This is a genomic window from Amphritea sp. GJ51-11 (assembly GCF_055808735.1).
On record NZ_CM147881.1, the window covers coordinates 1,857,910 to 1,881,633 of the forward strand.

General features: G+C 49.6%; 25 protein-coding genes. 15 read left to right on the forward strand and 10 right to left on the reverse strand.

What is annotated here, in order from left to right; all coding sequences use genetic code 11:
• Positions 1 to 86 precede the first annotated feature (86 nt).
• The 3 genes from AC0L4K_RS08120 to AC0L4K_RS08130 all read right to left on the reverse strand — a co-directional run bounded on the left by AC0L4K_RS08120 (position 87) and on the right by AC0L4K_RS08130 (position 2,185).
• On the reverse strand, positions 87 to 521 hold the full coding sequence (locus AC0L4K_RS08120; RefSeq protein WP_473268891.1) for a bacteriohemerythrin: 435 nt from the start codon (positions 519 to 521) through the stop codon (positions 87 to 89).
• A gap of 326 nt (positions 522 to 847) precedes the next feature.
• Positions 848 to 1,387: a GTP cyclohydrolase I FolE gene (gene folE, locus AC0L4K_RS08125; protein WP_417224290.1), complete on the reverse strand. Its 540-nt coding sequence runs from the start codon at positions 1,385 to 1,387 to the stop codon at positions 848 to 850.
• 165 nt (positions 1,388 to 1,552) lie between these two features.
• Positions 1,553 to 2,185 carry a Smr/MutS family protein gene (locus AC0L4K_RS08130; RefSeq protein ID WP_473268892.1) on the reverse strand — a complete coding sequence of 211 codons (633 nt, stop codon included), beginning with the start codon at positions 2,183 to 2,185 and terminating at the stop codon, positions 1,553 to 1,555.
• Between the two features lie 79 nt (positions 2,186 to 2,264).
• On the opposite strand from AC0L4K_RS08130, the gene prmB reads away from it, so the two are divergent.
• From prmB to phaR, 6 genes are all read left to right on the forward strand, one after another.
• Positions 2,265 to 3,182 carry a 50S ribosomal protein L3 N(5)-glutamine methyltransferase gene (gene prmB, locus AC0L4K_RS08135; RefSeq protein WP_417224293.1) on the forward strand — a complete coding sequence of 306 codons (918 nt, stop codon included), beginning with the start codon at positions 2,265 to 2,267 and terminating at the stop codon, positions 3,180 to 3,182.
• 52 nt (positions 3,183 to 3,234) lie between these two features.
• Complete coding sequence (gene aroC, locus AC0L4K_RS08140) at positions 3,235 to 4,323, forward strand: chorismate synthase (protein WP_473268893.1); 1,089 nt, start codon at positions 3,235 to 3,237, stop codon at positions 4,321 to 4,323.
• 123 nt (positions 4,324 to 4,446) lie between these two features.
• Positions 4,447 to 5,298 (forward strand): polyamine aminopropyltransferase, encoded by an 852-nt coding sequence (gene speE, locus AC0L4K_RS08145; RefSeq protein WP_473268894.1) that lies wholly within the window; start codon positions 4,447 to 4,449, stop codon positions 5,296 to 5,298.
• Between the two features lie 161 nt (positions 5,299 to 5,459).
• On the forward strand, positions 5,460 to 6,617 hold the full coding sequence (locus AC0L4K_RS08150; protein WP_473268896.1) for an MFS transporter: 1,158 nt from the start codon (positions 5,460 to 5,462) through the stop codon (positions 6,615 to 6,617).
• A 146-nt stretch (positions 6,618 to 6,763) separates the two neighbouring features.
• On the forward strand, positions 6,764 to 7,024 hold the full coding sequence (locus tag AC0L4K_RS08155) for a DUF6489 family protein (protein WP_473268897.1): 261 nt from the start codon (positions 6,764 to 6,766) through the stop codon (positions 7,022 to 7,024).
• Between the two features lie 71 nt (positions 7,025 to 7,095).
• Positions 7,096 to 7,581 (forward strand): polyhydroxyalkanoate synthesis repressor PhaR, encoded by a 486-nt coding sequence (phaR, locus tag AC0L4K_RS08160; protein WP_417224299.1) that lies wholly within the window; start codon positions 7,096 to 7,098, stop codon positions 7,579 to 7,581.
• Between the two features lie 277 nt (positions 7,582 to 7,858).
• On the opposite strand, the gene AC0L4K_RS08165 is transcribed toward phaR, so the two are convergent.
• The 7 genes from AC0L4K_RS08165 to AC0L4K_RS08195 all read right to left on the reverse strand — a co-directional run bounded on the left by AC0L4K_RS08165 (position 7,859) and on the right by AC0L4K_RS08195 (position 13,059).
• Positions 7,859 to 8,209 (reverse strand): ribbon-helix-helix domain-containing protein, encoded by a 351-nt coding sequence (locus tag AC0L4K_RS08165; RefSeq protein ID WP_473268898.1) that lies wholly within the window; start codon positions 8,207 to 8,209, stop codon positions 7,859 to 7,861.
• A gap of 130 nt (positions 8,210 to 8,339) precedes the next feature.
• Positions 8,340 to 8,906, reverse strand: coding sequence for a DJ-1/PfpI family protein (locus tag AC0L4K_RS08170; RefSeq protein ID WP_417224301.1), 567 nt, complete (start codon positions 8,904 to 8,906; stop codon positions 8,340 to 8,342).
• Between the two features lie 292 nt (positions 8,907 to 9,198).
• The gene (speD, locus tag AC0L4K_RS08175; RefSeq protein WP_417224305.1) at positions 9,199 to 10,014 is read right to left on the reverse strand and encodes an adenosylmethionine decarboxylase; all 816 of its coding nucleotides are present in this window, start codon (positions 10,012 to 10,014) and stop codon (positions 9,199 to 9,201) included.
• A 124-nt stretch (positions 10,015 to 10,138) separates the two neighbouring features.
• Positions 10,139 to 11,212 (reverse strand): class III poly(R)-hydroxyalkanoic acid synthase subunit PhaC, encoded by a 1,074-nt coding sequence (phaC, locus tag AC0L4K_RS08180; protein ID WP_417224307.1) that lies wholly within the window; start codon positions 11,210 to 11,212, stop codon positions 10,139 to 10,141.
• Complete coding sequence (locus AC0L4K_RS08185) at positions 11,212 to 11,751, reverse strand: poly(R)-hydroxyalkanoic acid synthase subunit PhaE (RefSeq protein WP_473269214.1); 540 nt, start codon at positions 11,749 to 11,751, stop codon at positions 11,212 to 11,214. Before AC0L4K_RS08185 ends, phaC begins: the two co-directional genes overlap by 1 nt.
• Positions 11,724 to 12,125, reverse strand: a complete 402-nt coding sequence (locus tag AC0L4K_RS08190) for a hypothetical protein (RefSeq protein ID WP_473268899.1) — start codon at positions 12,123 to 12,125, stop codon at positions 11,724 to 11,726. Before AC0L4K_RS08190 ends, AC0L4K_RS08185 begins: the two co-directional genes overlap by 28 nt.
• A gap of 52 nt (positions 12,126 to 12,177) precedes the next feature.
• Complete coding sequence (locus AC0L4K_RS08195; protein ID WP_417224310.1) at positions 12,178 to 13,059, reverse strand: LysR family transcriptional regulator; 882 nt, start codon at positions 13,057 to 13,059, stop codon at positions 12,178 to 12,180.
• Between the two features lie 165 nt (positions 13,060 to 13,224).
• Between AC0L4K_RS08195 and leuC the strand changes: the two genes are divergently transcribed.
• From leuC to trpB, 9 genes are all read left to right on the forward strand, one after another.
• On the forward strand, positions 13,225 to 14,640 hold the full coding sequence (leuC, locus tag AC0L4K_RS08200) for a 3-isopropylmalate dehydratase large subunit (RefSeq protein ID WP_473268900.1): 1,416 nt from the start codon (positions 13,225 to 13,227) through the stop codon (positions 14,638 to 14,640).
• A gap of 20 nt (positions 14,641 to 14,660) precedes the next feature.
• Positions 14,661 to 15,308, forward strand: coding sequence for a 3-isopropylmalate dehydratase small subunit (leuD, locus tag AC0L4K_RS08205; RefSeq protein ID WP_473268901.1), 648 nt, complete (start codon positions 14,661 to 14,663; stop codon positions 15,306 to 15,308).
• Between the two features lie 66 nt (positions 15,309 to 15,374).
• On the forward strand, positions 15,375 to 16,457 hold the full coding sequence (leuB, locus tag AC0L4K_RS08210; protein ID WP_215950954.1) for a 3-isopropylmalate dehydrogenase: 1,083 nt from the start codon (positions 15,375 to 15,377) through the stop codon (positions 16,455 to 16,457).
• 191 nt (positions 16,458 to 16,648) lie between these two features.
• Positions 16,649 to 17,764 (forward strand): aspartate-semialdehyde dehydrogenase, encoded by a 1,116-nt coding sequence (gene asd / locus AC0L4K_RS08215; RefSeq protein ID WP_473268902.1) that lies wholly within the window; start codon positions 16,649 to 16,651, stop codon positions 17,762 to 17,764.
• 432 nt (positions 17,765 to 18,196) lie between these two features.
• Positions 18,197 to 19,210 carry a type IV pilus assembly protein FimV gene (locus AC0L4K_RS08220; RefSeq protein WP_473268903.1) on the forward strand — a complete coding sequence of 338 codons (1,014 nt, stop codon included), beginning with the start codon at positions 18,197 to 18,199 and terminating at the stop codon, positions 19,208 to 19,210.
• Between the two features lie 85 nt (positions 19,211 to 19,295).
• Positions 19,296 to 20,816 carry a FimV C-terminal domain-containing protein gene (locus tag AC0L4K_RS08225; RefSeq protein WP_473268904.1) on the forward strand — a complete coding sequence of 507 codons (1,521 nt, stop codon included), beginning with the start codon at positions 19,296 to 19,298 and terminating at the stop codon, positions 20,814 to 20,816.
• 71 nt (positions 20,817 to 20,887) lie between these two features.
• Positions 20,888 to 21,817, forward strand: a complete 930-nt coding sequence (gene truA, locus AC0L4K_RS08230) for a tRNA pseudouridine(38-40) synthase TruA (RefSeq protein WP_473268905.1) — start codon at positions 20,888 to 20,890, stop codon at positions 21,815 to 21,817.
• A 57-nt stretch (positions 21,818 to 21,874) separates the two neighbouring features.
• On the forward strand, positions 21,875 to 22,495 hold the full coding sequence (locus AC0L4K_RS08235; RefSeq protein WP_417224320.1) for a phosphoribosylanthranilate isomerase: 621 nt from the start codon (positions 21,875 to 21,877) through the stop codon (positions 22,493 to 22,495).
• Positions 22,496 to 22,520: 25 nt separating this feature from the next.
• A complete protein-coding gene (gene trpB / locus AC0L4K_RS08240) occupies positions 22,521 to 23,708 on the forward strand; it encodes a tryptophan synthase subunit beta (RefSeq protein ID WP_417224503.1) in 1,188 nt (395 codons plus the stop codon).
• Positions 23,709 to 23,724 lie beyond the last annotated feature (16 nt).

Below are 23,724 nucleotides of genomic sequence, written 5' to 3' on the forward strand. Positions count from 1 at the left end.
GATGATATCTATCTGCGTTATAAAACGCCTAAAAATTAACCGAACAGAGAGTGATAAGCAATAGTCGTCTCTATTGTGCGACGCGGTTATGCGGCAGAGCAATCATGTCGGTTAACAAACATCGCGGTAACACTGTCCATCGTTGAAATATGTTGTATCAGCCATTGGCACAGGGTGTCATTAAGATAGGCGGCCAGTAGTGTCAGGTCGGCGTGATCTTGCCACTGGACTAACAATTGGCGAAACTCTTCAAGCACGCGCTCATGTTCGCCTTTATGGCATTCATACGCGGGAAAGCCGACCCGGACCATCTGTGCTTCTTCACGGGCAAAGTGGCTTTGATTATGGGCGTAGATCTCGGTTAACAGTGGCTCGATGGCTGACAACGCGGTGTTATCTCCCTCGTTAGCTTGGCTAATCAAGTAGTCGAGTTGATTGATCTGTTGGGCTGCTTCGGCGTGGTCATGATTCATAAACTCAAGGCCGACGGTTGGGATCTGTGCAGTGGTTAGCGGTGTCATATCTCTATCCTTCAAAAAATAACGGAGAGAATTTTACGCTCATAGTGTCATCGCGCCTTGCTTAATATCAAGAATGCGCACAGCACAGGGATATTTGATAGGTTGCGGCTGAGATTGAGGGGTACTGGCGTTATCGTTAAGGGGTCTTACGTAGGTAAATGTATTGCGTGAGGAACATGCTTTAATTTAAATTAAAACGTTAAGTTATGACTTTAATTCATTGTTTTAAAATAATTAAAGAGCGTTTTTTTGTGAGGAGGGGACGGGGTTGAGTGGTAGGGCAGACATAAGACCGGCGCTGGGCGTCGGTCTTATCGGGCAGCGGATCAATTGATCAGTGTGAGGAACTCGCTGCGGGTTGGTTGGCTCTTGCGGAACGAGCCGAGCATCATGGAGGTTTTCATGCTGCTGTTCTGTTTTTCAACACCGCGCATCATCATGCACATGTGACGTGCTTCGATAACCACGCCAACGCCATCGGCACCAGTCGCTTCCATAATGGCATCTGCAATCTGCTTGGTCATATTTTCCTGAATTTGCAGGCGGCGTGCGAACATGTCGACGATGCGGGCAATTTTAGACAAACCGATCACCTGTCCTTTAGGCACATAGCCAACATGACATTTGCCAATGAATGGCAGCATATGGTGCTCACACATAGAATACAGCTCGATATCTTTGACGATAACCATTTCGCTGTTTTCAGTGGGAAAGAGTGCGCCATTGATGACCTCATCAAGGTTTTGTTCATAGCCTCGAGTGAGAAACTTCATCGCTTTAGCGGCGCGTTTAGGGGTATCGATCAAACCTTCCCGGGTGATATCTTCACCCAGCTGCTCGATGATGCTGGCAAATTCTTTTTCCATTACAGTGTGTAATCCTGTTTTGGTCTGTCTGATCTCTGCCAAACACCTATTAACACCATCTCTGGAAAGGTCATTATGACAGGGCCGTTAAAAAGTGTGCTAACTTACGTGATTAGCACCCGGAGGTAAAGACTCTCGGCAACTATTTACGTCTGTTCGGGCGCTTTATTTAGCGCGCTTGAGCAGCACATAGAGCGCGCCGGTGCCGCCATCTTTTGGCTGTGCCGATGAAAAGGCAATCACCTGATTCATCTGTCTTAGCCAGTCATTAACATAGGACTTCATCAGCGCATGTTGACCCTCTACGCTGTTAGATTTACCGTGGATCACTTTGACACAGCGTAGTTGTTGTAGGCTGCATTCGCGAATAAAACTGCCGAGTTCGGTGCGGGCATCATCCAAGGTGAAGCCGTGTAGGTCTAGTCCAGCATCCCAAGGGACATGGCCCTGTTTGAGGCGCTTCATGAGCTTTAATTGTACCCCCGGGGCGGCAAAAATAAGCTCATCCTCGGTTTCTACTAAGTTGATGACTTCTGAATTAAGGCCATCAACAATCAGCTCTTCATCCTGCACCGCCATCTGGCGCTTATAGCGAGTGGTTTCATCATCTGCGAGCTTGAGCTTTTTGGGCGTACCGCGCAGGTCAGCTCGGTCCGTAGTGATTCGGGCAACCCCTTGCATGACCGATGCAAAATCAATCTCGCTGTCGTCCGTATCGGTATTTTCCCCTTGAGCCGAAGAATTGGCAGGGAGGCGCATTTTGTGGCGCTTGTTGTGAGGCAGATTGTTTTCAGACATAGCGTTCGCAAACATTATTCATTAACATACACGGCCTGTAATAAAGCAGGCCTCAATCCGACGAATTATCCATCCAGATATGACCATCAATCAAGCACAGACCCTGAAAGAACTGCATACAATACGTGATTTTGTCCGTTTTAGCATGAGTCGTTTCTATGAATATGACCTCTATTATGGACATGGCACCGATAATCCTTGGGATGAGGCGGTGCAATTGGTGTTGGGCGCACTGCATCTGCCGTGGAACAGTAACCCACAGCTATTAGATGCTCGTCTGATCGACGACGAGAAACGGCGTGTACTCGATTTTCTCGATCAGCGGGTGATTCAGCGGCGGCCTTTGCCTTATATTATTGGTGAAGCTTGGTATGCCGGTATGCCTTTTTATGTCGATGAGCGGGTGTTGATTCCACGCTCACCGATTCAAGAGTTGATTGAACAGCAGTTTAGCCCTTGGCTTCGGGAAGGTCCGGTAGAGCGGATTTTGGATCTCTGCACCGGCAGCGGCTGCATCGGTATTGTTTGCGCTTATGCCTTTGAAGAGGCGGAGGTGGATCTAGCGGATATCTCCGCAGATGCGCTGGAGGTTGCGCGACGTAATATTCAGCGCCATGAATTGGATGAGCGGGTCACGGCGATCGAAAGTGATCTATTCAGCGCTTTGACCGGCCGCACTTACGATCTGATTGTCAGTAATCCACCGTATGTAGATCGAGATGATCTGGCGGGGATGCCACAAGAATATCAGCATGAGCCAGACTTAGCGTTGGGCTCCGGCCCGGATGGCTTAGATATTACCAAGCAGATCTTGCGTCAGGCGGCGCAGTTTTTAACTGAAGATGGTCTGCTCGTGATTGAAGTGGGTAACAGCGAAGTACATCTGCAGCAGCAATACCCCGAGATCCCCTTTACCTGGTTGGAGCTTGAACAGGGGGGCAATGGGGTATTCCTGTTGACGGCGGCAGAGGTTCGACAGTATTGCAGCGCAGTCTGAATGACTAGGGTATAATCGGCTAAATTTTTTGCTTTAAAATCGGGAACAGACGATGTCAGGAAACACCTACGGTAAGCTATTTACCGTCACTACTTTCGGCGAAAGCCATGGCCCAGCACTGGGCTGTATCATTGACGGTTGTCCTCCGGGAATCGAACTGACCGAAGCGGATCTGCAGCGGGATCTTGATCGTCGTAAACCGGGTACCTCACGACACACTACTCAGCGTCGTGAAGCGGACGAAGTGAAAATTCTCTCCGGCGTCTTCGAGGGCAAAACCACCGGCACACCGATCGGACTGATGATTGAGAATACCGATCAGCGTTCGAAAGATTATTCCAATATTGAAGAAACCTTTCGTCCGGCCCATGCGGATTATGTGTATACCCATAAATATGGTTTTCGTGATTACCGTGGTGGTGGCCGTTCTTCGGCCCGTGAAACCGCGATGCGCGTCGCAGCCGGGGCCGTGGCGAAGAAGTTTTTAGCGCAAAAAGGCGTGACGGTAAGAGGTTATCTGTCTCAACTTGGACCGATTAAGATCGCTGGTTTCGATTGGGATCAAGTGGAGCAGAATCCGTTTTTCTGTCCCGATGTCGATAAAGTCGCTGAGATGGAAGCGTATATGGATGCCCTGCGTAAAGAGGGCAACTCTGTTGGGGCGAAAATCTCTGTATCCGCGAGTGGGGTGCCGGTCGGGTTGGGTGAACCTATCTTTGATCGCCTCGATGCTGAGTTGGCCCATGCGCTGATGAGCATTAATGCAGTGAAAGGGGTCGAGATCGGCGATGGTTTTGCCTGTATCGAGCAGAAGGGCACCGAGCACCGGGATGAGATGACCCCACAAGGTTTCCTCTCTAACCATGCCGGTGGCATTCTCGGTGGTATTTCTACCGGTCAGGAAATTACCGCGCATATCGCTCTAAAACCGACCTCCAGTCTGCGTCTACCCGGCCAGAGCATTAATAGCCGAGGCGAGTCGATCGAGGTGGTCACTAAGGGGCGTCATGATCCCTGTGTCGGCATTCGTGCCACGCCGATTGCTGAGGCGATGATGGCGATTGTACTGATGGATCACCTGCTACGTCACCGGGCACAAAATGCCGATGTGGTCTGTGATACGCCGGTATTAAACGGTTAATATACCGTTTTATAATGTATAACTCCTTGTTGCTGGCAACGGTCGACGGCAAGGTTTATCTGTTCAGTTACTGACTATTTATTTAACGATGGCGAAACGTTCGTCTTTAGTGGTGGATTCACGATGACAGTCTACAAAGAGACTCTTTACGATGGTTACGGTCAAGCATTTGATGTGCAAGAGGTGCTGTTTGAACAACAGACAGATTCTTGGCATCTGATTATTTTCCGCAATCCTCAATTTGGTACTGTGATGGCGCTCGACGGCATTATTCAGACCACTGAGAAAGATGAGTTTATCTACCACGAGATGCTTACCCATGTACCGCTGATGGCCCATGGCAACGCTAAAAAAGTGCTGATCATCGGTGGTGGTGATGGCGGTATGCTGCGTGAAGTATTGAAGCACCAATCGGTTGACAGCGTCACTCAGGTTGAGATCGATCAAGCGGTTATCGATATGTGTGTTGAATATCTGCCAAACCATTCTCAGGGCGCTTACGATAATCCACGGGCTAACGTTGTGATCGGTGATGGTATCGATTATGTCTGCCAGACTGATGAAAAGTACGACGTAATTATCTCTGATTGCACCGACCCTGTCGGTCCCGGTGAAGTGCTGTTTAGCAGCCGCTTCTATGAAGGCTGTAAGCGTTGTTTGAATGACGGCGGTATCTTTGTCGCCCAGAACGGTGTGGTCTATATGCAGCCAGAAGAGGTTGTGACGACCCGTCAGCGTCTGAGCCCTTACTTTAAAGATCAGACCTTCTATACCGCCGCGGTACCAACTTATATCGGTGGTGCTATGACCTTTGCGTGGGGCTGTGATGATGCCGCAACTCGATTACAAAGTGTCGAGCAGATCGCTGAGCGCTTTAAGGCGAGTGGTATTAAGACCCGTTACTACAACCCGCAAATCCATACTGGTAGCTTCGCCTTACCGCAGTATATCCTCGAGAAACTGGGCGACGCCTAATTCCACTCGGGTATGGACCTGAGCGCAGCGACGGTTGGCTGCTGCGTTTTTGATAATCCATCGGTTGCATAAACCGGTGGATTTTTGTTTCTGCTATGCTCAATGCTCGTTGCGTCTATCGTGGGTCGATATTGTCAGACAGGAGGCGTATTGAAACAGCCATGAAGCTAACTACCTATAGCCGTTTATCGGGATTCTATTTTTTCTATTTCTCGTTGCTCGGTGCGCTGGTTCCTTACTGGAGCCTCTATCTACAATCGTTTGAATTCGATGCGCAAACCATCGGCGGCTTGATGGCAATTCTGATGGCCTCGCGCATAGTAGCGCCCAATATCTGGGGGTGGCTGGCGGATCATACCGGTCAGCGGCTGCGAATTGTTCGCTACGGAGCCTTCTTCACCTGTTTGGTGTTTGTTCTTATTTTCTGGCAAGACAGCGTGCTAGGGATCGCCTTAGTGATGGCGGGCTTTAGTTTTTTCTGGAATGCCGTGCTGCCGCAATTTGAAGTGTTAACCCTGACGCATTTAAAGGGCCGGGAAGCTTTGTATAGTCGTATCCGGCTATGGGGTTCGGTGGGCTTTATTGTGGCGGTGATGGGGATCGGTTGGGTATTGGATCTAGTGAGTATTCGCTGGTTGCCCTGGATGATGCTGGGCTTGATGGTGTTGATCTGGCTAGCGTCCCTCTGTGTGGCCGGTGAAGCTCAGCCGCGTAATAGCGATGAGAGTGGTTTTTTGCAGCAGTTGCTGCGGCCTCAGGTGCTGGTGTTTTTCTTGATCTGCATGCTGATTCAGTTTAGTCACGGGCCTTACTATACGTTTTATTCGGTGTTGATGGACGGGCTAGGTTATAGCCGCACCGAGATTGGCATGCTTTGGTCGGTGGGCGTTGTTGCTGAAGTGATTATCTTTATTCTGATGCCCAAGCTTATTGGTGGTTTAGGGTTGCGGGCATTGATGATGATCAGTCTGCTGCTGAGTGTGCTGCGCTGGTTGCTGATCGGCTTGATGCCCGACAACCTAATGCTCATGCTGTTTGCCCAAACGCTGCATGCGGTGAGTTTCGGTGTTTTACACGCGGTGGGTATCGCTTTGGTGCACCACTATTTTTCACCGTCAAATCACGGTCAGGGGCAGGCGATGTTCAGTAGTCTAGGCTTTGGTGTGGGTGGTGCGCTGGGGGCATTGTGCAGTGGTTTAATGTGGGAGTCATTGGGTGCAGCTGCAACATTTAGTGTGGCGGCACTGGCGGTGCTGATCGCCTTTTTGTGCGCAACTCTATGGATAAAACCGGAAAATTGTGCAGTTACGAATCGGTAAATTTGTTTTGCACTGCAGTTGGTATAGTATTAGATTAATACTAGTTAAGTAATTGAATCACCGTTGTTCCGTTTTACGCAGGTGTAATTCTGACTGACGCTGATTATCCGGAAGGATAAGCTGATCCGGATGAGGATAGGTTTCTGATGAATTTTAAAGTAGATGTGGAAATGACACCGGAAGAGCTGCGTAAGGTCTTGGGCTTGCCGGATGTAGAATCATTTCAAAAAGAGATGATGAGTAAGATTCAGGAACGTATGGATGCAGGGGTCGATGGTTATGATCCATTGACGTTGTTTCAGCCCTATATGGCAAGCGGGCTTGGTTCAATGGATGCCATACAGAAGATGCTGATGAATATGATGACCTCCTATACCGGCAGTCATAAAAGTTCAGATAAAAAATAGATAGCTTGTCTGCCGTCACTGGCAACGGGCGATATTTAACCAAGTAACGGAACAGGTAGAGAGACACTATTTTGAGAATTCTCAGAAAATACACCAACCGCCGTCTGTACGACACCTCTCGCAGCTGCTACATCACGCTGGAAGATGTTAAGCAGTTGGTGCTGAGCCAAGAGAGCTTTCAGGTTCAAGATTCTAAAACCGGCGCAGACCTTACCCGCAATATTCTGTTGCAGATTATCAGTGAGCAGGAAGCGCTTGGTCATGGCACGCTGCTGACTAACCAAGTGCTGCAGCAATTGATCCGTTTTTACGGCGATAGTATGCAGGGCATGATGAGTCAGTATCTCGAGCAGAGCATCGCCACCTTTATCGATCAGCAGGAACGCATCCGTGAACAGATGCAAAATATGATCGGCGCGGCTAACCCACTAAATATGATGAATAAAATTGCCGATCAGAATATGGCGATGTGGAATATCTTCACCCCTCCCGGTGGCGAAGAGCATACTGACAAGCAGGCCAGCAATGATGCTGAGAATGCTAAAGAAGATAAATAAGGCGTTTTAACACGCTAGCATTACCCTAGGTTTCCAACAAAAACCCGCTTTAGATTCCCGAAAATCTTAGCGGGTTTTTTCTTTTAAGCGGCGGGTGTTAAGTGAGTGGCTGAGTTTGTTGAGTGCTCGTGATGAGCAGGCTGTACTTGCAATGAGTAAGGCTTGGCTGGATATTGGTATTGGATGGTGCCTGTCCCAGTTAAACGCGGCAGAGTGCTAATATTGAATAGTGTCTGTCCCTGTTGAGCTGCCCCAGTTGAACTCTGTTGAGCGCGCTTCAATGTCGCTTCTGAATTTCACCACATAAAATCGCATCAGCATCCAAGCTGCTGATTGCAATCTCTGTGTTGGTCGGGATATCGCCGGCTAATTGTAGCGCGAGGTAACGCATACAGCAGACCCGTAAAAACGATGTGAAGTTGCCGAGATCGTGTCCAGCATCAATCGATTCGTGATAGAGGCGGGTTAGCATCTGCGGGATATTCAGTTGATCACGCTGTGCGATAGTTTCGAGGGTGCTCCAAAAATAGTTTTCTAGGCGCACGCTGGTCACCATGCCATCGATCCGCAGTGAACGGGTGCTGCTTTTCCATAGGTCGGAATCGGCATTGATAAACAGTTTGCACATAGCGGCTTCCTCTTTCGGTTTGACGCGACTAAGACTCTGTTGCTAATACGATATTGGTCGTTGAGTAATCAGTATGCCGTAAAACGGCGGCCTTTGCAGGTCGCCGTTTTACGATCGGACTGGGACGGGGCTATTTTAGTAGGGCCATAAACTGAGCCAACCAAGCCGGGTGAGCTGGCCAAGCAGGAGCGGTGACTAGGTTGCCGTCGGTGATCGCGGCATCAATAGCGATCTCGGCGAAGAAACCACCCGACTGATTGATTTCAGGCATGCAGGCAGGGTAGGCGGAACATTTACGATCCTGCAAGACACCCGCGGCGGCGAGCAGTTGTGCTCCGTGACAGACGGCCGCAACCGGTTTGTTGGTGGTGAAAAAGTGACGCACCATCTCTAATACATCGGTGTTCAGGCGTAGATATTCCGGTGCGCGACCACCGGGAATGACCAGGGCATCGTAATCGGCAGGGTTGATATCCGCAAAGGTCGCATTGAGGGCGAAGTTATGGCCGCGCTTCTCGGTATAGGTCTGATCGCCTTCAAAATCGTGTATGGCAGTGGCAACGGTGTCGCCGGCAACCTTATCGGGGCAAACCGCATCGACGCTGTGACCGACGGCTAAGAGCGTCTGGAAAGGCACCATGGTTTCATAATCTTCTGTGAAATCACCGGTAATCATCAGTATTTTTTTGTTGCTCATAACAAACTCCTTGGTCGTGCTAATTGTTTTTGTTTGTCAACAAGGTAGCAGCTTAGAAGTGAGTGCGGGTATTAGCTGAATACTACAGCCACGTTGATGAGCTATTTAATCCTATGTGATAAGTAGGGAGCTTATATGGAATTAGATTGAATGAATGTTGCGGTTGATGATTTTACTTTTAGATAGTTTGTTCGATAGTTGATAGGGATATCTTTTAATGATTTAGGTTGCATGAATCGCCCCCTGTGGTCGTGCGATATTAGGGGGCTTTTTCGAGCGACGATCTTCTAACTCACTTACCTTTCATGTCCGGCATGTTGCGGCCATAAAAGATCTCTGACATCTCTTTGTAGAGGCGTTCGGTGATATCTTCAATCTCTTGTTCGTTAAGGTCGGCGGTGGTGGTGCCGAACAGGTAGGTGTTGAGGTCGACATCGTTAAGCATCATCTTGGTGTGGAAGATGTTCTCTTGATAGACGTTCACATCGACCATCTGATACTGCTCTCGAATATCGGGGGTGATAAAGTTTTGAATCGAGTTGATATCGTGATCGATGTAATATTTAACACCATTCACATCACGGGTGAAGCCGCGCACGCGATAGTCGATGGTGACGATATCGGAATCCAACTTATGGATCAGATAGTTCAGCGCTTTGAGTGGTGAGATAATACCGCAGGTCGATACTTCAATATCGGCGCGGAAGGTGCAGATGCCATCGTCCGGATGCGCTTCAGGATAGGTGTGTACGCAGATGTGGCTTTTATCTAAGTGGGCAACCACTGAGTCGGGTAATGGGCCCGGTTTCTCGGTGGTGTCGACGTTGTCAGAATCTTTAATCGGCTCTTCAGCAACCAGAATCGTAACACTGGCACCCTGTGGCTCATAATCTTGACGAGCAACGTTGAGTACGGTTGCACCAATAATATCGCAGGCCTCGGTCAGGATCTCTGTCAGGCGGTCTGCGTTGTACTGCTCATCGATGTACTCGATGTATTCAGCCTTCTGTTTCGGTGTCTGTGCATAGCAGACATCGTAGATACAGAAACCTAGGCTTTTGGTGAGGTTGTTAAACCCCTGCAGTTTGATTTTCCCATTAGATGGCAACTTCGTAAACTCCGGCTAAAAAACCTAACGGTTTTTTGTTAACGACAAAAAGAAAGGCCGAATTTTAGATGAGAAACCCAGCGGAAAAAAGATAATTTTTAATTATCGGCGCTTTATTCTGTGGTTATTCGTGCTGTTTTAACCAGTCGGCAATGGCGGGGGCGACCTCGGTTTGTGACTTTCCTGAGACGAATACACCAATATGGCCGGAGGCAACTTCGTATTCACTATAGTCCTTGCTGTCCGTGAGGCCTTTAAGGGCGCGGGATGCAGAGGGAGGAACGAGATGGTCGGCACTGCCGAAGACATTCAATATGGGCTGATGGATCTGCTGCAGATCGACCGGCGTGTCGGCTACCGTAGCACTGTGATTGATAAAGCCATTGTGCTTAAAAAAGGTGGTGAGAAACTGGCGGAACATCTCGCCAGCTTGATCTGGGCTGTCATAGATCCATTTTTCCATGCGCAAAAAGTTCAACGCGGAGGTTGGGGTCTTTAGTTGGCGGGGAATATTGAGGTTCTTTTGTAGCCCTAAGCGCATCGGCATGAGCGCATTATAGGCATCGTTGAGCATCGCGCCGGGGATATTGCCGTAGGTTTCGACCGCCAGATCGATATCAATCTGCTGGGCGAGATGGCTAAGCATATTGTCCGGGGTTTTGAAGTCCACGGGGGTCACCATGGTAATCAGATTTTTAACCTTAGTGGGGTGCAGAGCGGTATAGCATAAACTGAGAGTGCCGCCTTGGCAGATGCCCAACAGGTTAAGTTGCGCTTGGCCAGAATCTTTTAGCACCTGATCGACACAGTTGGCGATATAACCGTTGATATAATCATCCATATCGAGATAACGATCGGCGGCATCGGGATAACCCCAGTCGATTAGATAGATATCTAGCCCTAGCTCTAGTAACCGTTTGACAAAAGAGCGTTGCTGATCGAGATCGACCATATAGGGACGGTTAACCAGTGCATAGCAGATGAGCAGGGGTGTTTTGCAACGTTTTCGCCCTGGGGTTTTATCACTTTGATAGCGCAGTAGCTGCAGCTTGTCTTCGCGATAAATCACCTCTTTAGGGGTTTGGCCAACGCATATTTCATCCAGTTGTTGCAGGGTCGTAAAGCTCTGTAGCAGCTGTTGGCTAAACTGGTTGAGTTCGGCGGCGACTTTTTCCGGGTTGAATTTAAAGCCGCTCATCAGGCTTTGCCTCGCTGCCGGGATTGAGTTGCTTGTGGCGCTAGGCTGTTTATCAGCGCCCGTAGCTCGTCAATCTCTTGCTGCTGACGGCGCACCTGTTTACGCAGCTGATGTTGTTGGTGAATGGCGCTGTCGAGTTCGGCGCGGGTCACAAGGCCAAGCTCTTTAAATTTGTTATCCCGGCTGTCGAACGCTAGTTTACGTACACGATTGAGACTGTTGCTGATACGGCCGTGGGCGGCTTGGTATTGTTCGGTGAAGACGGTATCGCGATAGGCTTTTTCGTAACACTCGATCCAGAGGTTTTGCAGTGCATTGAGACTATCGATATCGCTGGTTGATTGATCCAACAGCTGTTTCAGGTCTTCACCGGTTTGTTCAAAGATATGTTCGTATTGCTGCAGATACTCTTGCAGTGAATCTTGATAATCGAGCATCGCCTGAGCCAAGGATCTTAGTTGTGCGGGGCTATAGGGACCGTTGCCAATCTCCGGCGCTTTAGCGAGTTGTTCTAATAGCTCACGCAGGGGGCTTGGGATAGGGACTCACTGTTAAGCGCGGCATCTTTCATCAGGGCAGTAAAAGGCTCTGGGATATGCCACTGCCGGCTGAGCAGATCATTACACTGGTGCTGCATATAGGTTTGCAATTGATCGACGAGTTGTGCATGGCTGATATCATCGCTGGCTTTTTGTAGCAGCGACTCAGCAAAGTGGTTGAACTGTTCCGACTGATGCTTAACCAGATTCAGGAGGTTGGCCTGCTGATCTCGAAAGTCGGTGCTGGGGCCTGCCTGAAGGCTATCGAGGAACGTCTGCCACTGCTCCGATTTGAGTGGTAGCTGTTGCGCTATCTCTTGCCAGCGTTGCAGTTGTTCCTGTAACCAGCTATCACTGCCTGAGCTTTCGGTCATTATCGGTTCCTAAACAATGTCGGTATGAACATATTAATGAAGCGGGTGCGGATTATGAACCCTTTTCTGCTGCTTGTTCTAAAAGCTGAATAAAGTGACAGGCAGCATTACTCAAGGTGCGCTCTTTATGAGTGATGTATCCCAACTCGCGGGTGACCGCTGGTGCATCTACTTTTAGCACGGTTAAACTGTTTTCGGTCATGGTTTCAGGCAGTAGAGACCAGCCCAGTCCTATTTCGACCATCATGCGTATGGTGTCGAGATAGTTGGTGGACATGGCAATGTCTGGCTGCAGTGCCAGCTGTGAAAACTGCTGTTCCGCCAGTTGCCGGGTAAAGGTGGCGTGGCCAGATAGAATAGCAGGGTAGCGGCAAAGTTGTTCTAGCGTGACCTGCTCTAATGAGGCTAATGGATGATCAGGGGCAACAACATAGTTCAGCTTGTCGCGCCAGATTGTCTGGCAATGAATGTTTGGATCGGGACTCGGGGCGAGGGTGATTAGGGCGATCTCCAAATTACCCTTAACCACATTGTCGTAGGCGATCTCCGATTCATCGAAGCGCAGATCGAGCTTTACCTCAGGAAACTCAGAACTGTATTGGCGTAATACAGGAGGCAGGCGGTGCAAGCTAATATGGTGGCTGGCGGCGACGGATAGTGTGCCACTAACATCACCGCTGAGGTTGCTCAGCGAGCGGCGGGCATCTTCTAATTCGAGTAATATTCGACGGGCTCTGGGTAGCAGTTCGCGGCCTGCTTCGGTCAGACTAACCGTGCGGCCAATGCGATCAAATAAGCGATTGTTGAGCTGCTGTTCGAGTATTAGAATGCGTTTACTCATCGCCGATTGGGTCAGAAAAAGCTGTTCCGCCGCTCGGGAAAAAGAGCCGCTTTCAGCAACGGCGACAAAGGCTTGTAATGAGTTGGTATCCATATACACCTGCCTTGAATGATTGCTATCAGTCTATTCATTCCTCTTTGGAATGCAAACTATAAAAATAATGAATTTGTTTTCTGACAAATGGTGGATTAGGATGGCAGCCTATAAAAAGCCGGTAACGAACAAGCCGGTTAACAAGACGCAGTGAGGTGACCTTCAATGGCTGGAAAAACGTTATACGACAAATTGTTTGATTCGCATTTAGTGCGAACCAATGAAGATGGCAGTTCTCTGATCTATATCGATCGCCAGGTCCTGCATGAAGTGACTTCACCTCAGGCGTTTGAAGGATTGCGCTTGGCGGGTCGAAAGCCATGGCGAGTGGATGCCAACATCGCAACACCGGATCATAACGTGCCAACCACTGAGCGTTCTGGCGGCGTTGATCTGATTGTTGATCCGGTATCAAAAATTCAGGTTAAAACCCTCGATGCCAACTGTGATGAGTTCGGCATCCTTGAATTCAAGATGAATGATCATCGCCAAGGTATCGTCCACGTGATGGCGCCGGAGCAAGGGGCTATCCTGCCGGGCAGCACCGCCGTGTGTGGTGATTCTCATACCGCTACACTGGGGGCCTTGGGTGCTTTGGCGCACGGTATCGGTACCTCTGAAGTTGAGCACGTGCTGGCTACGCAGTGCCTGATCACCAAGAAAATGCAGAATATGCTGATTCGTGTTGATGGCGAATTGGGCCTCGGCGTGACCGCTAAAGATGTAGTACTGCATGTGATCGGTGTGATCGGTACTGCAGGTGGTACGGGTTATGCGATTGAGTTTGGTGGCGATGTATTCCGCGCGATGTCGATGGAAGGGCGTATGACCGTCTGTAACATGGCAATTGAAGCGGGTGCACGAGTGGGTTTGGTTGCGGTGGATCAGATCACTATCGATTATTTTGAGGGTCGTCCATTTGCGCCTAAAGGCGAGCAGTGGGATGCGGCCGTTGCCGAGTGGCGTGGTCTGGTGTCTGATTCCGATGCCGAGTTTGATGCGGTGGTTGAGATCAATGCCGCCGATATCGAGCCGCAGGTAACCTGGGGAACCTCACCGGAAATGGTGGTGGGTATCTCCGGTCAGGTGCCAAATCCTGATGCTGAAAAAGATGCCGTTAAAGTCGATGGCATCAATCGTGCGCTGAAATATATGGGGCTCAAGGCTGATCAGAAGATCACTGATATTCAGCTCGATCGCGTGTTTATCGGTTCCTGCACCAATTCCCGCATTGAAGATCTACGGGATGCCGCAAAAGTGGTTAAAGGCCGCAAAGTGGCGGCTAACATTATTCAGGCGCTGGTGGTGCCGGGTTCTGGTTTGGTGAAAACGCAGGCAGAGCAAGAAGGGCTGGATAAAATCTTTATCGAAGCGGGACTTGAATGGCGCGAGCCTGGCTGTTCTATGTGTCTGGCGATGAACCCGGATAAATTAGGTAATGGTGAGCATTGTGCATCCACGTCTAACCGTAACTTTGAAGGGCGTCAGGGGTTCGGTGGACGGACTCATTTGGTCAGCCCTGCCATGGCGGCTGCTGCAGCAGTAACCGGACACTTCATTGATGTCCGTGAGTTGATTTAATAAGGTATCGGGAGAGCGAGATGAATAAGTTTACATTGCACACAGGTATCGCTGCACCGCTGGATCGGGCCAATGTCGATACCGATATGATTATTCCTAAACAGTTTTTGAAATCGATCAAGCGTTCCGGTTTCGGTAAAAACCTGTTTGATGAGCTGCGTTATCTGGATGAAGGTCAGCCGGATCAGTCCTGTGAAGGGCGTCCGCTGAACACCGAGTTTGTCTTGAATCAACCCCGTTATCAGGGGGCTAGTGTTCTATTAGCACGGGAAAACTTCGGTTGCGGTTCGAGTCGTGAGCACGCCCCTTGGGCGCTGGATGATTACGGTTTTCGCTGTGTGATCGCCCCAAGCTTTGCTGAGATTTTCTACAATAACTGCTTTAAAAACGGTTTATTGCCGATTGTATTGCGGGATGAACAACTCGATCAGCTGTTCAAAGAAACGGCTGAAACCGAAGGCTATCAGCTCAGTATCGATCTGGAACGCCAATTGGTGATTACACCCTCCGGTGAAGAGATGACCTTTAGTATCGATGGCTTCCGTAAGCACTGCTTGCTGAATGGCTTGGATGATATTGGTATCACCTTGCAGAATGAAGCGGATATTCGAGCCTATGAAGCGCGCCGTCGTGAACAGGCGCCTTGGCTGTTTGATGCCATCAAGTAAGCGTATTTAACATATTGACGATCTGGCTGCTGCTGATTGGCAGCCTGGATGAAAGGAAAGTAGATAATGTCTAGAAATGTACTGATTTTGCCGGGTGACGGTATTGGCCCTGAGATTGTCGGTCAGGCGCGCCGTGTTTTGGCGTTGGTTAATGAACAAGATAATCTGGATCTGGAGCTGACCGAAGCACTGGTTGGCGGTTCCGCGATTGATGCCGACGGTGTGCCTCTGCCAGAAGCAACCTTAGAAGCGGCTCGTGCGGCCGATGCGATTCTGCTGGGTGCCGTCGGTGGTCCTAAGTGGGACACGAATCCTGATTTTCAGATTCGCCCGGAGAAGGGCTTGCTGGGTATACGTTCAAACTTAGGTTTGTTCGGTAACTTGCGCCCCGCGATTCTCTATCCACAATTGGCACATGCGTCCACGCTGAAGCCTGAAGTGGTCTCTGGCTTGGATATTCTGATTGTGCGTGAACTCACAGGCGGTATCTACTTCGGTCAGCCTCGCGGCGTGCGTGTCAAAGAAGATGGCGTTCGCGAAGGTTATAACACCTATGTTTATGATGAGAATGAAATTCGCCGTATTGGCCGGGTTGCCTTTGAAGCAGCACGGGCGCGCGATAAGCGTCTCTGCTCCGTCGATAAAGCGAACGTACTGGAAGTCACCGTGCTGTGGCGTGAAATCATGGAAGAACTCGCCAAAGAGTATCCGGATGTCGAGCTGAGCCATATGTATGTTGATAACGCGGCGATGCAGCTGGTGCGTGCACCGAAGCAGTTTGATGTGATGGTCACCGGTAACATGTTCGGTGATATTCTCTCCGATGCGGCGGCGATGCTCACTGGTTCTATCGGTATGTTGCCATCGGCATCTTTGGATGTGAATGGCAAAGGTATGTATGAGCCGTGCCACGGTTCTGCGCCAGATATTGCCGGTCAGAATATGGCTAACCCATTGGCGACTATTCTATCTGTTGCGATGATGCTGCGCTATTCATTGGCAGCCGGTGAAACCGCCGACCGTATAGAAGCCGCTGTGAGCCAAGTGCTGGATCAGAATTTACGGACGGGTGATATCTGGTCAGAAGGTATGCAGAAAGTATCGACCTCTGAAATGGGCGATGCGGTAATCGCTGCTCTGCAGGCGTAATGCCGGTTTTATGGCTTTGATTGGTTATAAAATACCCAGATTCAGATAGTCTATGTAGCTAAATTGTTGCATAATTGATGGGCTCGAACGTTAAGAGTCATAACGGGCTGCCACTGACTTTGATGTGGCAGCTTTGTTGTTTTTATTCTCAGGAACCTGATAACAGGTTCGCATAGTTTTTGGTGGAGCAGATGAAGCGTGTAGGTTTTGTAGGTTGGCGCGGAATGGTAGGTTCTGTGCTGATGCAGCGCATGATGGAAGAGGGTGATTTCGAGCATATCGAAGAGCCTGTTTTCTTTACAACGTCCCAAGCAGGTCAGCCAGGTCCGAATATTGGTAAAGATATTCCGGCGCTGAAAGATGCCACATCCATTGATGAACTCAAACAGATGGATGCCATTATTTCCTGTCAGGGCGGCGACTACACGAAACAGGTTTACGGTGCTCTGCGTAGCGCTGGCTGGAATGGCTACTGGATTGATGCGGCGTCTTCTCTGCGGATGGAAGATGATGCCATCATCGTGCTTGATCCGGTGAATATGCATGTTATCAAAGATGGTCTAGCGAATGGCGTAAAAACCTACGTGGGCGGTAACTGCACAGTCTCGTTGATGCTGATGGGCTTAGGTGGCTTGTTCAGTGCTGGCTTGATCGAATGGATGACTTCCATGACCTATCAAGCGGCATCTGGCGGGGGTGCGCGGCATATGCGTGAGTTGATCTCACAAATGGGTGTGATCAAAGATTCTGTTGCGGCGGATCTAGCCAACCCTGCAAGCGCTATTCTGGATATCGATCGTCAGGTGGCAGCGACCATTCGCTCTGATGCAATGCCAACGGACAACTTTGGTGTACCACTGGCAGGTTCATTGATTCCTTGGATTGATACGCGACTGGATAACGGCCAGAGTCGTGAAGAATGGAAAGCCTATGCCGAAACCAACAAAATTCTTGGTTTAAGCAATAATCCGGTACCGATCGATGGCACCTGTGTACGGATCGGTGCAATGCGCTGTCATAGCCAAGCTTTCACTATTAAGCTGAAACAAAATGTGCCGATGGATGAGATTGAATCCATGATTGCCGAAGCGAATGATTGGGTGAGCGTGGTGCCTAATGAGCGTGATATCACTGCCCGTGATCTGACGCCGGCGAAAGTGACCGGTACGCTAGGCGTGCCTGTTGGTCGTCTTCGTAAGCTGAATATGGGTGATGAATACCTTAATGCCTTCAGCGTTGGTGATCAATTGCTGTGGGGTGCCGCGGAGCCGCTACGACGTATGCTGCGTATTTTGCTGCAAGGCTAAGCGAATGCTAAAAATATAACCGGCTGATAAGGCCGGTTTTTTTTGCCTGTAGGGTGGTGATTTAGGTCAATTAAAGCAGAATAATTATTTTATAGTGAAGCGGTTTCAATGAGCATGCAGCTTAGCTAGTATCGATTAGCGCCCTAGAGAATAATTGTTTGTGATGTTCTTTTAGATTAAGATGTTTTGGTAATATGCTGAATTTAAAGTGTTATTTCTTTGATTGGGCTTGTTTTTTTGAGCGTTTTTCGCTTGTTGTTTAAGAGAAGGCTGCTTTAAAGGCTGAAGTTTAGCTATTTATGGCCGATCTGAGTTGTTGATTAAACATAGGTTTTAATGAATACTTTGGTCAGTAATACTGGATATGTAACTTTCTGAATATTGACGACTTTATGTGATGTTCAGGACCCGGGGAATTAAGGAAGCGAAAATATGCTGCGCAAATTAGCCCTAAGTTTGGCAATTGCAGGTGCACTAGGGACCTCAACTGCACATGCGCTTGGTCTCGGTGAGATCAGAATAACATCAGCGTTGAACGAACCCCTCCAAGCGGAAATACAGCTGTTGCAAATGCGGTCGGTTGACCCGCAACAGGTGCAACCCAAGATGGGTAATGTCGATGACTTCGCATTGGCGGGGATTGAGAAGTTACGCTTTCTCTCCGATGTGAAGTTTCAGGTTAAGGCAGGGCCCTCAGGTCAGGGTACGATAGTGCTTACCTCGACAGCGCCGGTTAAAGAACCTTTTCTGAACTTTCTGCTGGAAGTGAACTGGCCGAGTGGTCGTTTAGTGCGTGAATACACCGTGCTGCTTGATCCGCCTATTTACGATCCGACACCGCCGCCGGTGACTGTTCAGCCCGCGCGTTCTGCCGCTGCTGGCTCATCGAATACGGTTGCCGCTCGTCCTATGGCGCCACAAAAGCCGGTTAATAATATCCGTACCCGAATGACTGATGGTCAGGTGTACGTCGATGTTAATGACACTCTATGGGATATTGCTAAGCTTCACAAACCGGCCGGTTCGGTGACCGAAGCGCAGATGATGTTAGCTTTGCAACGCAAGAATCCTGAAGCTTTTCGTAATAACAATGTTAACCAGTTAAGAGCTGGTGTGGTGATGGATATTCCTTCGCTGAGTGAAGTTCAGGCGCTGGATCGTAAGCAGGCAAATGAAGAGTTTTGGCGTCAGACGCAGCGTTGGAAGCAGGGTATTACCTCGAAAGCGGGGGCTGAAACAGAAGGCCTGCCGCCGAACACGGATAAAAGTGGAGGGATGTCCGGAAAAAAGACTAATGACGTTGCTGCCAGATCGGCCCAGGGGCAACTGAAGATAGTCTCTCCTGAGAAAACAGCAGAAACCGGCGGGGTTTCAGCTCAGGCGGCCGATACGGACATGAGTCAGGCAGATTCTGAACTGCTAAAAAAACCAGCAGCTAGAAACTGAGCTAGCCAGTGCGCTTGAAACGGTTGACCAGATTCAGCGTGAGAATGAAGAGTTAAGCGGGCGGGTTGATGCGCTCGCGCAGCAGATGGAAAGTCTGCAGCGTCTATTAGAGTTGAAAGATCAGCATATGGCTGAGTTGCAGGCTGAATTAGAATCGGCTAAGAGCCAGCCCGTTACCGCCCCTGTGGTGCCGGCTGAAGCAGCACCTGCGGTTGAGAAAAGTTTGATCGAACAGTTTGGTCTTTATATTGGTGCAGCCGGTGGTGCGCTGATCGCATTTTTGTTGGCGCTGCTGTTGATGCGTCGAGGCAAGAAAGAAGAAGCTTCTGATGCTGCGCCTGCAGTGGCTGCGGCGGCCGCAACTGCGGCGGTAGCTGACCAGGTAACAGATGATGAAGTGGTTGAGGCTGTTGCTGAAGAGACTGCTGCCGATGATCTAGAGCCTGTGATTGAAGATACGGATCTTGATGATTTAGATCTCGATCTTGACATGGATATGGAGCAGGTTGAGACGGCGGGTGAGAATGGCATCAACGAAGATGAGTTTGATCTCGGCTTTGATGATGACTTTGATTCAGCCCCGGTTGCTGCAGACGTTGAAGAGGTCGAGGAAACTGAAGAGATTGATGATGCCCTTGATTCAATTCTTGGTGAAAATACTGACGCCTTTGATATTAACGATCTTCGGGTTCCTGAAGTTGAGGGGCTAGGCGATCTGCCGATGGATGAGTCGGAAGAGGAGCCAGAAGCGGATAATATTAACGATCTACTCGGTGATTTTGATGCCCCTGAGGGTGTTGAAGCTGATGTTGAAACAGAGCTTATGCCAAAGGCTGAGCCTGTCTCCGATGAAACCGATTTAGAGTTTGATCTCGATAGTTTGGCCGATGACAGCGATGCTGGTGCAGCGCAAGCCGATATCACGGAAGACGTTGCGAGTGAAGATGAATTCGATCTCGATTTTGATCTTGATGAAGCGGAAGTAACTGATGCTAATGTAGTGGATGTGACTGAACCTGCCGAGGTTGAAGAGCTTGAGTTTGACCTGAATGATGTTGCCGATGATGCTGCGGTTGAAGAGCTTGATGAGGATGACTTAACACTCAGTGAGTTTACCACTGATGAAGTGGCGGTTGATGATAGTGAGGCTGATGTTGATGCCGATGCCGAGCTTGATAAGCTGCTGGCTGAAGGTGAGTCTGATCTTGAAGAGCTTGATATGGACTTGGATGCTGATCTTCAGGCGATGCTTGATGGTGAGGATGAGGTAGTCCTTGACGAGACCGAAATCGCGACGCCTGTTAATCAAGCGAGTGCCAGTCAAGATCTTGATGCAGAGTTAGATTCTGAACTAGAGATGCTGTTAAGTGATGCTGGCAGTGATGAGCTGAGCTTGGATATGACCGATGATACTGAAGAGTATGCATTGGATAATCTGAATCTGCTTGAAGATGCCGATGAGGTTGAAACCAAGCTGGACCTAGCGCGGGCTTACATCGATATGGAAGACCTTGATGGCGCTAAAGATATTCTTGATGAAATATTGAAAGAGGGTAATGAGGCTCAGCAATCAGAAGCCAATGGTCTGTTAAATTCTATTGGGTAACACTTTATTTGGGTGTTCTTTTTGCGGGCCTTGTAAGCCTAAACCGATTAACCGCTAAGATAAGAAGTACTATGCAACGGGATAAATCCCAGTTACAACATCAGCAAGGGGCGACTACGGTCGCCCTTTCTTGTGGCTCGGCGGATGCACCATGCGCCGATGCATCTGTCGCCGACCAAGGCATTCCTGAACCCGCGAAGCTACGTCGTTATGCGCTCTGTGTTGAATATGCCGGTGGGGCTTATCGTGGCTGGCAGACGCAGAAAGAGAAAGACGTGCCCTCGATACAGGAAACGGTGGAGAAGGCGCTGTCTAAAATCGCTAACGCGCCGGTATCCGTTATCTGTGCCGGTCGTACCGATGCCTGTGTTAGTGGTACCTATCAGATCATTCATTTTGATACCACGGCGGATCGACCCGATCGTGCCTGGGTGATGGGGACCAATACTCAGCTACCCGATGATATTGCTATTCGCTGGGCGAAACCGGTGAATGATAGCTTTCATGCGCGTTTTTCGGCGTTAGAACGTCGTTATCGTTATCTTATTTATTCTTCGCCGGTAAAGCCTGCATTATTGAGTCGAGGGGTAACTTGGACGCATAAGCAACTGGATATGTCGCGGATGCAAACGGCCGCTAATTATCTGCTCGGGGAGCATGATTTTACCTCCTATCGAGCGGTTGGTTGCCAAGCCAAAAGTCCGGTGCGTGAAGTGAAGGCGATGGATATTTACGGTGCTGGCGATCTGATTGTTATCGATGTGAGGGCGAATGCCTTTTTGCATCATATGATTCGCAACTTTGCTGGTGTGTTGATGACCATTGGTTGTGGCGAAGCGGAGCCACTTTGGGCTAAGCAGGTGCTGGATGCCCGAGATCGACGCAAAGGGGGAGTTACGGCGCCGCCATACGGACTCTATTTTGTCGATGTCAAATATCCCGATCAGTATGAGTTGCCTAAATCGACCTTAGGGCCTTATTTCCTAACGCAAAACGGTTAACCTCGGGGCCTGCAATCTGTTACTATTAGTCTCTTTCTGAATAGTCTGATCCAAGTGATGCGAACCCGCGTAAAAATCTGTGGAATTACCCGACTGGAGGATGCTCTTGCGGCAATTGAGGCGGGGGCTGATGCCCTTGGTTTTGTCTTTTATCCTCCAAGTCCGCGCTATGTTGAGCCTGCCGTGGCCGAAGCCATTATTGCTCAGTTGCCACCCTTCGTGACGACGGTGGCGTTGTTTGTCAATGAGAGCCCCGAGCAGGTTAATGCTATTTTGGCTCAGACCGGTATTGATCTACTGCAATTTCACGGTGATGAGTCACCGGTGTTTTGTCAGCAGTTTAGCCGACCCTATTTTAAGGCTGTGCGGATGTCTCCGGATATTGATGTCATGGCTGAATGTGAACGCTTTGCTTCTGCTCGAGGGTTGTTGCTGGATGCTTATCGTCCAGGCGTACCCGGTGGAACCGGTGAAGCGTTTGACTGGGCGCGCATCCCATCTGATCTCGCCTTACCGCTGGTACTTGCCGGCGGTCTTGATCAGAGCAATGTGGCAATGGCGATAAGCCAAGTGAAGCCCTATGCTGTTGATGTCAGCGGCGGGGTGGAAATGGCGAAAGGCCTGAAAGATTGTTCTAAAATAATATCCTTTATGAATGAGGTAGCTTGTGCCAACTAAAGAAGATCTCGCGATCGCAAAGCAGATGCCCGATGCCAGTGGCCATTTCGGCCAATTCGGGGGCCGTTATGTGTCTGAAACGTTGATGGCTGCTCTCCAGCAGCTTGAACAGACCTACGAAAAGCTTTGGCGAGATCCACAGTTTCAGGCTGAGTTTGATCGCGACCTTGCACATTATGTCGGTCGTCCATCACCGCTGTATCATGCGGAGCGCCTTTCTCGCGAGTTAGGCGGGGCGCAAATTTACCTGAAACGTGAAGATTTAAACCATACCGGTGCTCACAAAGTGAACAATACCATTGGCCAAGCGTTGCTGGCTAAGTTTACGGGTAAGCCACGGGTGAGCGCTGAAACCGGCGCCGGCCAACATGGTGTTGCGACGGCGACTGTTGCTGCACGACTGGGGCTTGAGTGTACGGTCTATATGGGCGAAGAAGATATTCGTCGTCAGGCGCTGAACGTTTACCGGATGAAACTACTGGGTGCTGAAGTTGTCTCTGTTACGTCAGGTACACGGACACTGAAAGATGCCATGAACGAAGCGATGCGTGACTGGGTCACCAACGTCGATAATACTTTTTACATTATCGGTACGGCGGCAGGCCCGCATCCTTATCCTAAACTGGTACGCGATTTCCAGTCGGTTATTGGTCGTGAGGCCCGCGAGCAGTGCTTGGCGCAAACAGGAAAGTTGCCTGATGCGCTGGTTGCTTGTGTCGGTGGTGGTTCTAACGCGATTGGTCTGTTTCATCCGTTCATTGAAGATGCGGATGTACGCATGGTCGGTGTTGAAGCCGGTGGTTACGGTATTGAAACTGGTCAGCATGCCGCGCCATTGAGTGCCGGTAGTCGGCCGGGTGTATTACACGGCAACCGTACGTCGCTGATGTCTGATGAGGGTGGCCAGGTGATTGGGACACACTCTGTTTCTGCAGGTCTCGATTACCCGGGTGTTGGGCCAGAGCACGCCTATCTGAAAGAGATTGGCCGGGCTGAATATACCGCGATCAATGATGACGAGGCATTGCATGCTTTCCGTCATCTAACATTGACTGAAGGTATTATGCCTGCACTGGAATCCAGTCATGCAGTGGCTGAAGCGATGAAGATGGCACCAACCATGGACAAAGATCAGATTATTCTGGTCAACCTGTCGGGACGGGGTGACAAGGATATCCATACTGTTGCAGAAATTGACGGTATTAACTTTTAAGCCCTGACTGAGTGAA

Bases quoted from the DNA above. Each gene is read 5' to 3' on its own strand.
- AC0L4K_RS08220 (WP_473268903.1), top strand. From the start codon at position 18,197: ATGCTGCGCAAATTAGCCCTAAGTTTGGCAATTGCAGGTGCACTAGGG.
- AC0L4K_RS08165 (WP_473268898.1), bottom strand. From the start codon at position 8,209: ATGTGCAAACTGTTTATCAATGCCGATTCCGACCTATGGAAAAGCAGC.
- trpB (WP_417224503.1), top strand. From the start codon at position 22,521: ATGCCCGATGCCAGTGGCCATTTCGGCCAATTCGGGGGCCGTTATGTG.
- AC0L4K_RS08225 (WP_473268904.1), top strand. From the start codon at position 19,296: ATGGAAAGTCTGCAGCGTCTATTAGAGTTGAAAGATCAGCATATGGCT.
- AC0L4K_RS08130 (WP_473268892.1), bottom strand. From the start codon at position 2,185: ATGTCTGAAAACAATCTGCCTCACAACAAGCGCCACAAAATGCGCCTC.
- phaC (WP_417224307.1), bottom strand. From the start codon at position 11,212: ATGAGCGGCTTTAAATTCAACCCGGAAAAAGTCGCCGCCGAACTCAAC.
- asd (WP_473268902.1), top strand. From the start codon at position 16,649: ATGAAGCGTGTAGGTTTTGTAGGTTGGCGCGGAATGGTAGGTTCTGTG.
- AC0L4K_RS08235 (WP_417224320.1), top strand. From the start codon at position 21,875: ATGCGAACCCGCGTAAAAATCTGTGGAATTACCCGACTGGAGGATGCT.
- leuC (WP_473268900.1), top strand. From the start codon at position 13,225: ATGGCTGGAAAAACGTTATACGACAAATTGTTTGATTCGCATTTAGTG.
- truA (WP_473268905.1), top strand. From the start codon at position 20,888: ATGCAACGGGATAAATCCCAGTTACAACATCAGCAAGGGGCGACTACG.
- AC0L4K_RS08155 (WP_473268897.1), top strand. From the start codon at position 6,764: ATGAATTTTAAAGTAGATGTGGAAATGACACCGGAAGAGCTGCGTAAG.
- AC0L4K_RS08170 (WP_417224301.1), bottom strand. From the start codon at position 8,906: ATGAGCAACAAAAAAATACTGATGATTACCGGTGATTTCACAGAAGAT.
- aroC (WP_473268893.1), top strand. From the start codon at position 3,235: ATGTCAGGAAACACCTACGGTAAGCTATTTACCGTCACTACTTTCGGC.
- AC0L4K_RS08150 (WP_473268896.1), top strand. From the start codon at position 5,460: ATGAAGCTAACTACCTATAGCCGTTTATCGGGATTCTATTTTTTCTAT.
- AC0L4K_RS08195 (WP_417224310.1), bottom strand. From the start codon at position 13,059: ATGGATACCAACTCATTACAAGCCTTTGTCGCCGTTGCTGAAAGCGGC.
- leuB (WP_215950954.1), top strand. From the start codon at position 15,375: ATGTCTAGAAATGTACTGATTTTGCCGGGTGACGGTATTGGCCCTGAG.
- leuD (WP_473268901.1), top strand. From the start codon at position 14,661: ATGAATAAGTTTACATTGCACACAGGTATCGCTGCACCGCTGGATCGG.
- speE (WP_473268894.1), top strand. From the start codon at position 4,447: ATGACAGTCTACAAAGAGACTCTTTACGATGGTTACGGTCAAGCATTT.
- AC0L4K_RS08120 (WP_473268891.1), bottom strand. From the start codon at position 521: ATGACACCGCTAACCACTGCACAGATCCCAACCGTCGGCCTTGAGTTT.
- folE (WP_417224290.1), bottom strand. From the start codon at position 1,387: ATGGAAAAAGAATTTGCCAGCATCATCGAGCAGCTGGGTGAAGATATC.
- prmB (WP_417224293.1), top strand. From the start codon at position 2,265: ATGACCATCAATCAAGCACAGACCCTGAAAGAACTGCATACAATACGT.
- AC0L4K_RS08190 (WP_473268899.1), bottom strand. From the start codon at position 12,125: ATGACCGAAAGCTCAGGCAGTGATAGCTGGTTACAGGAACAACTGCAA.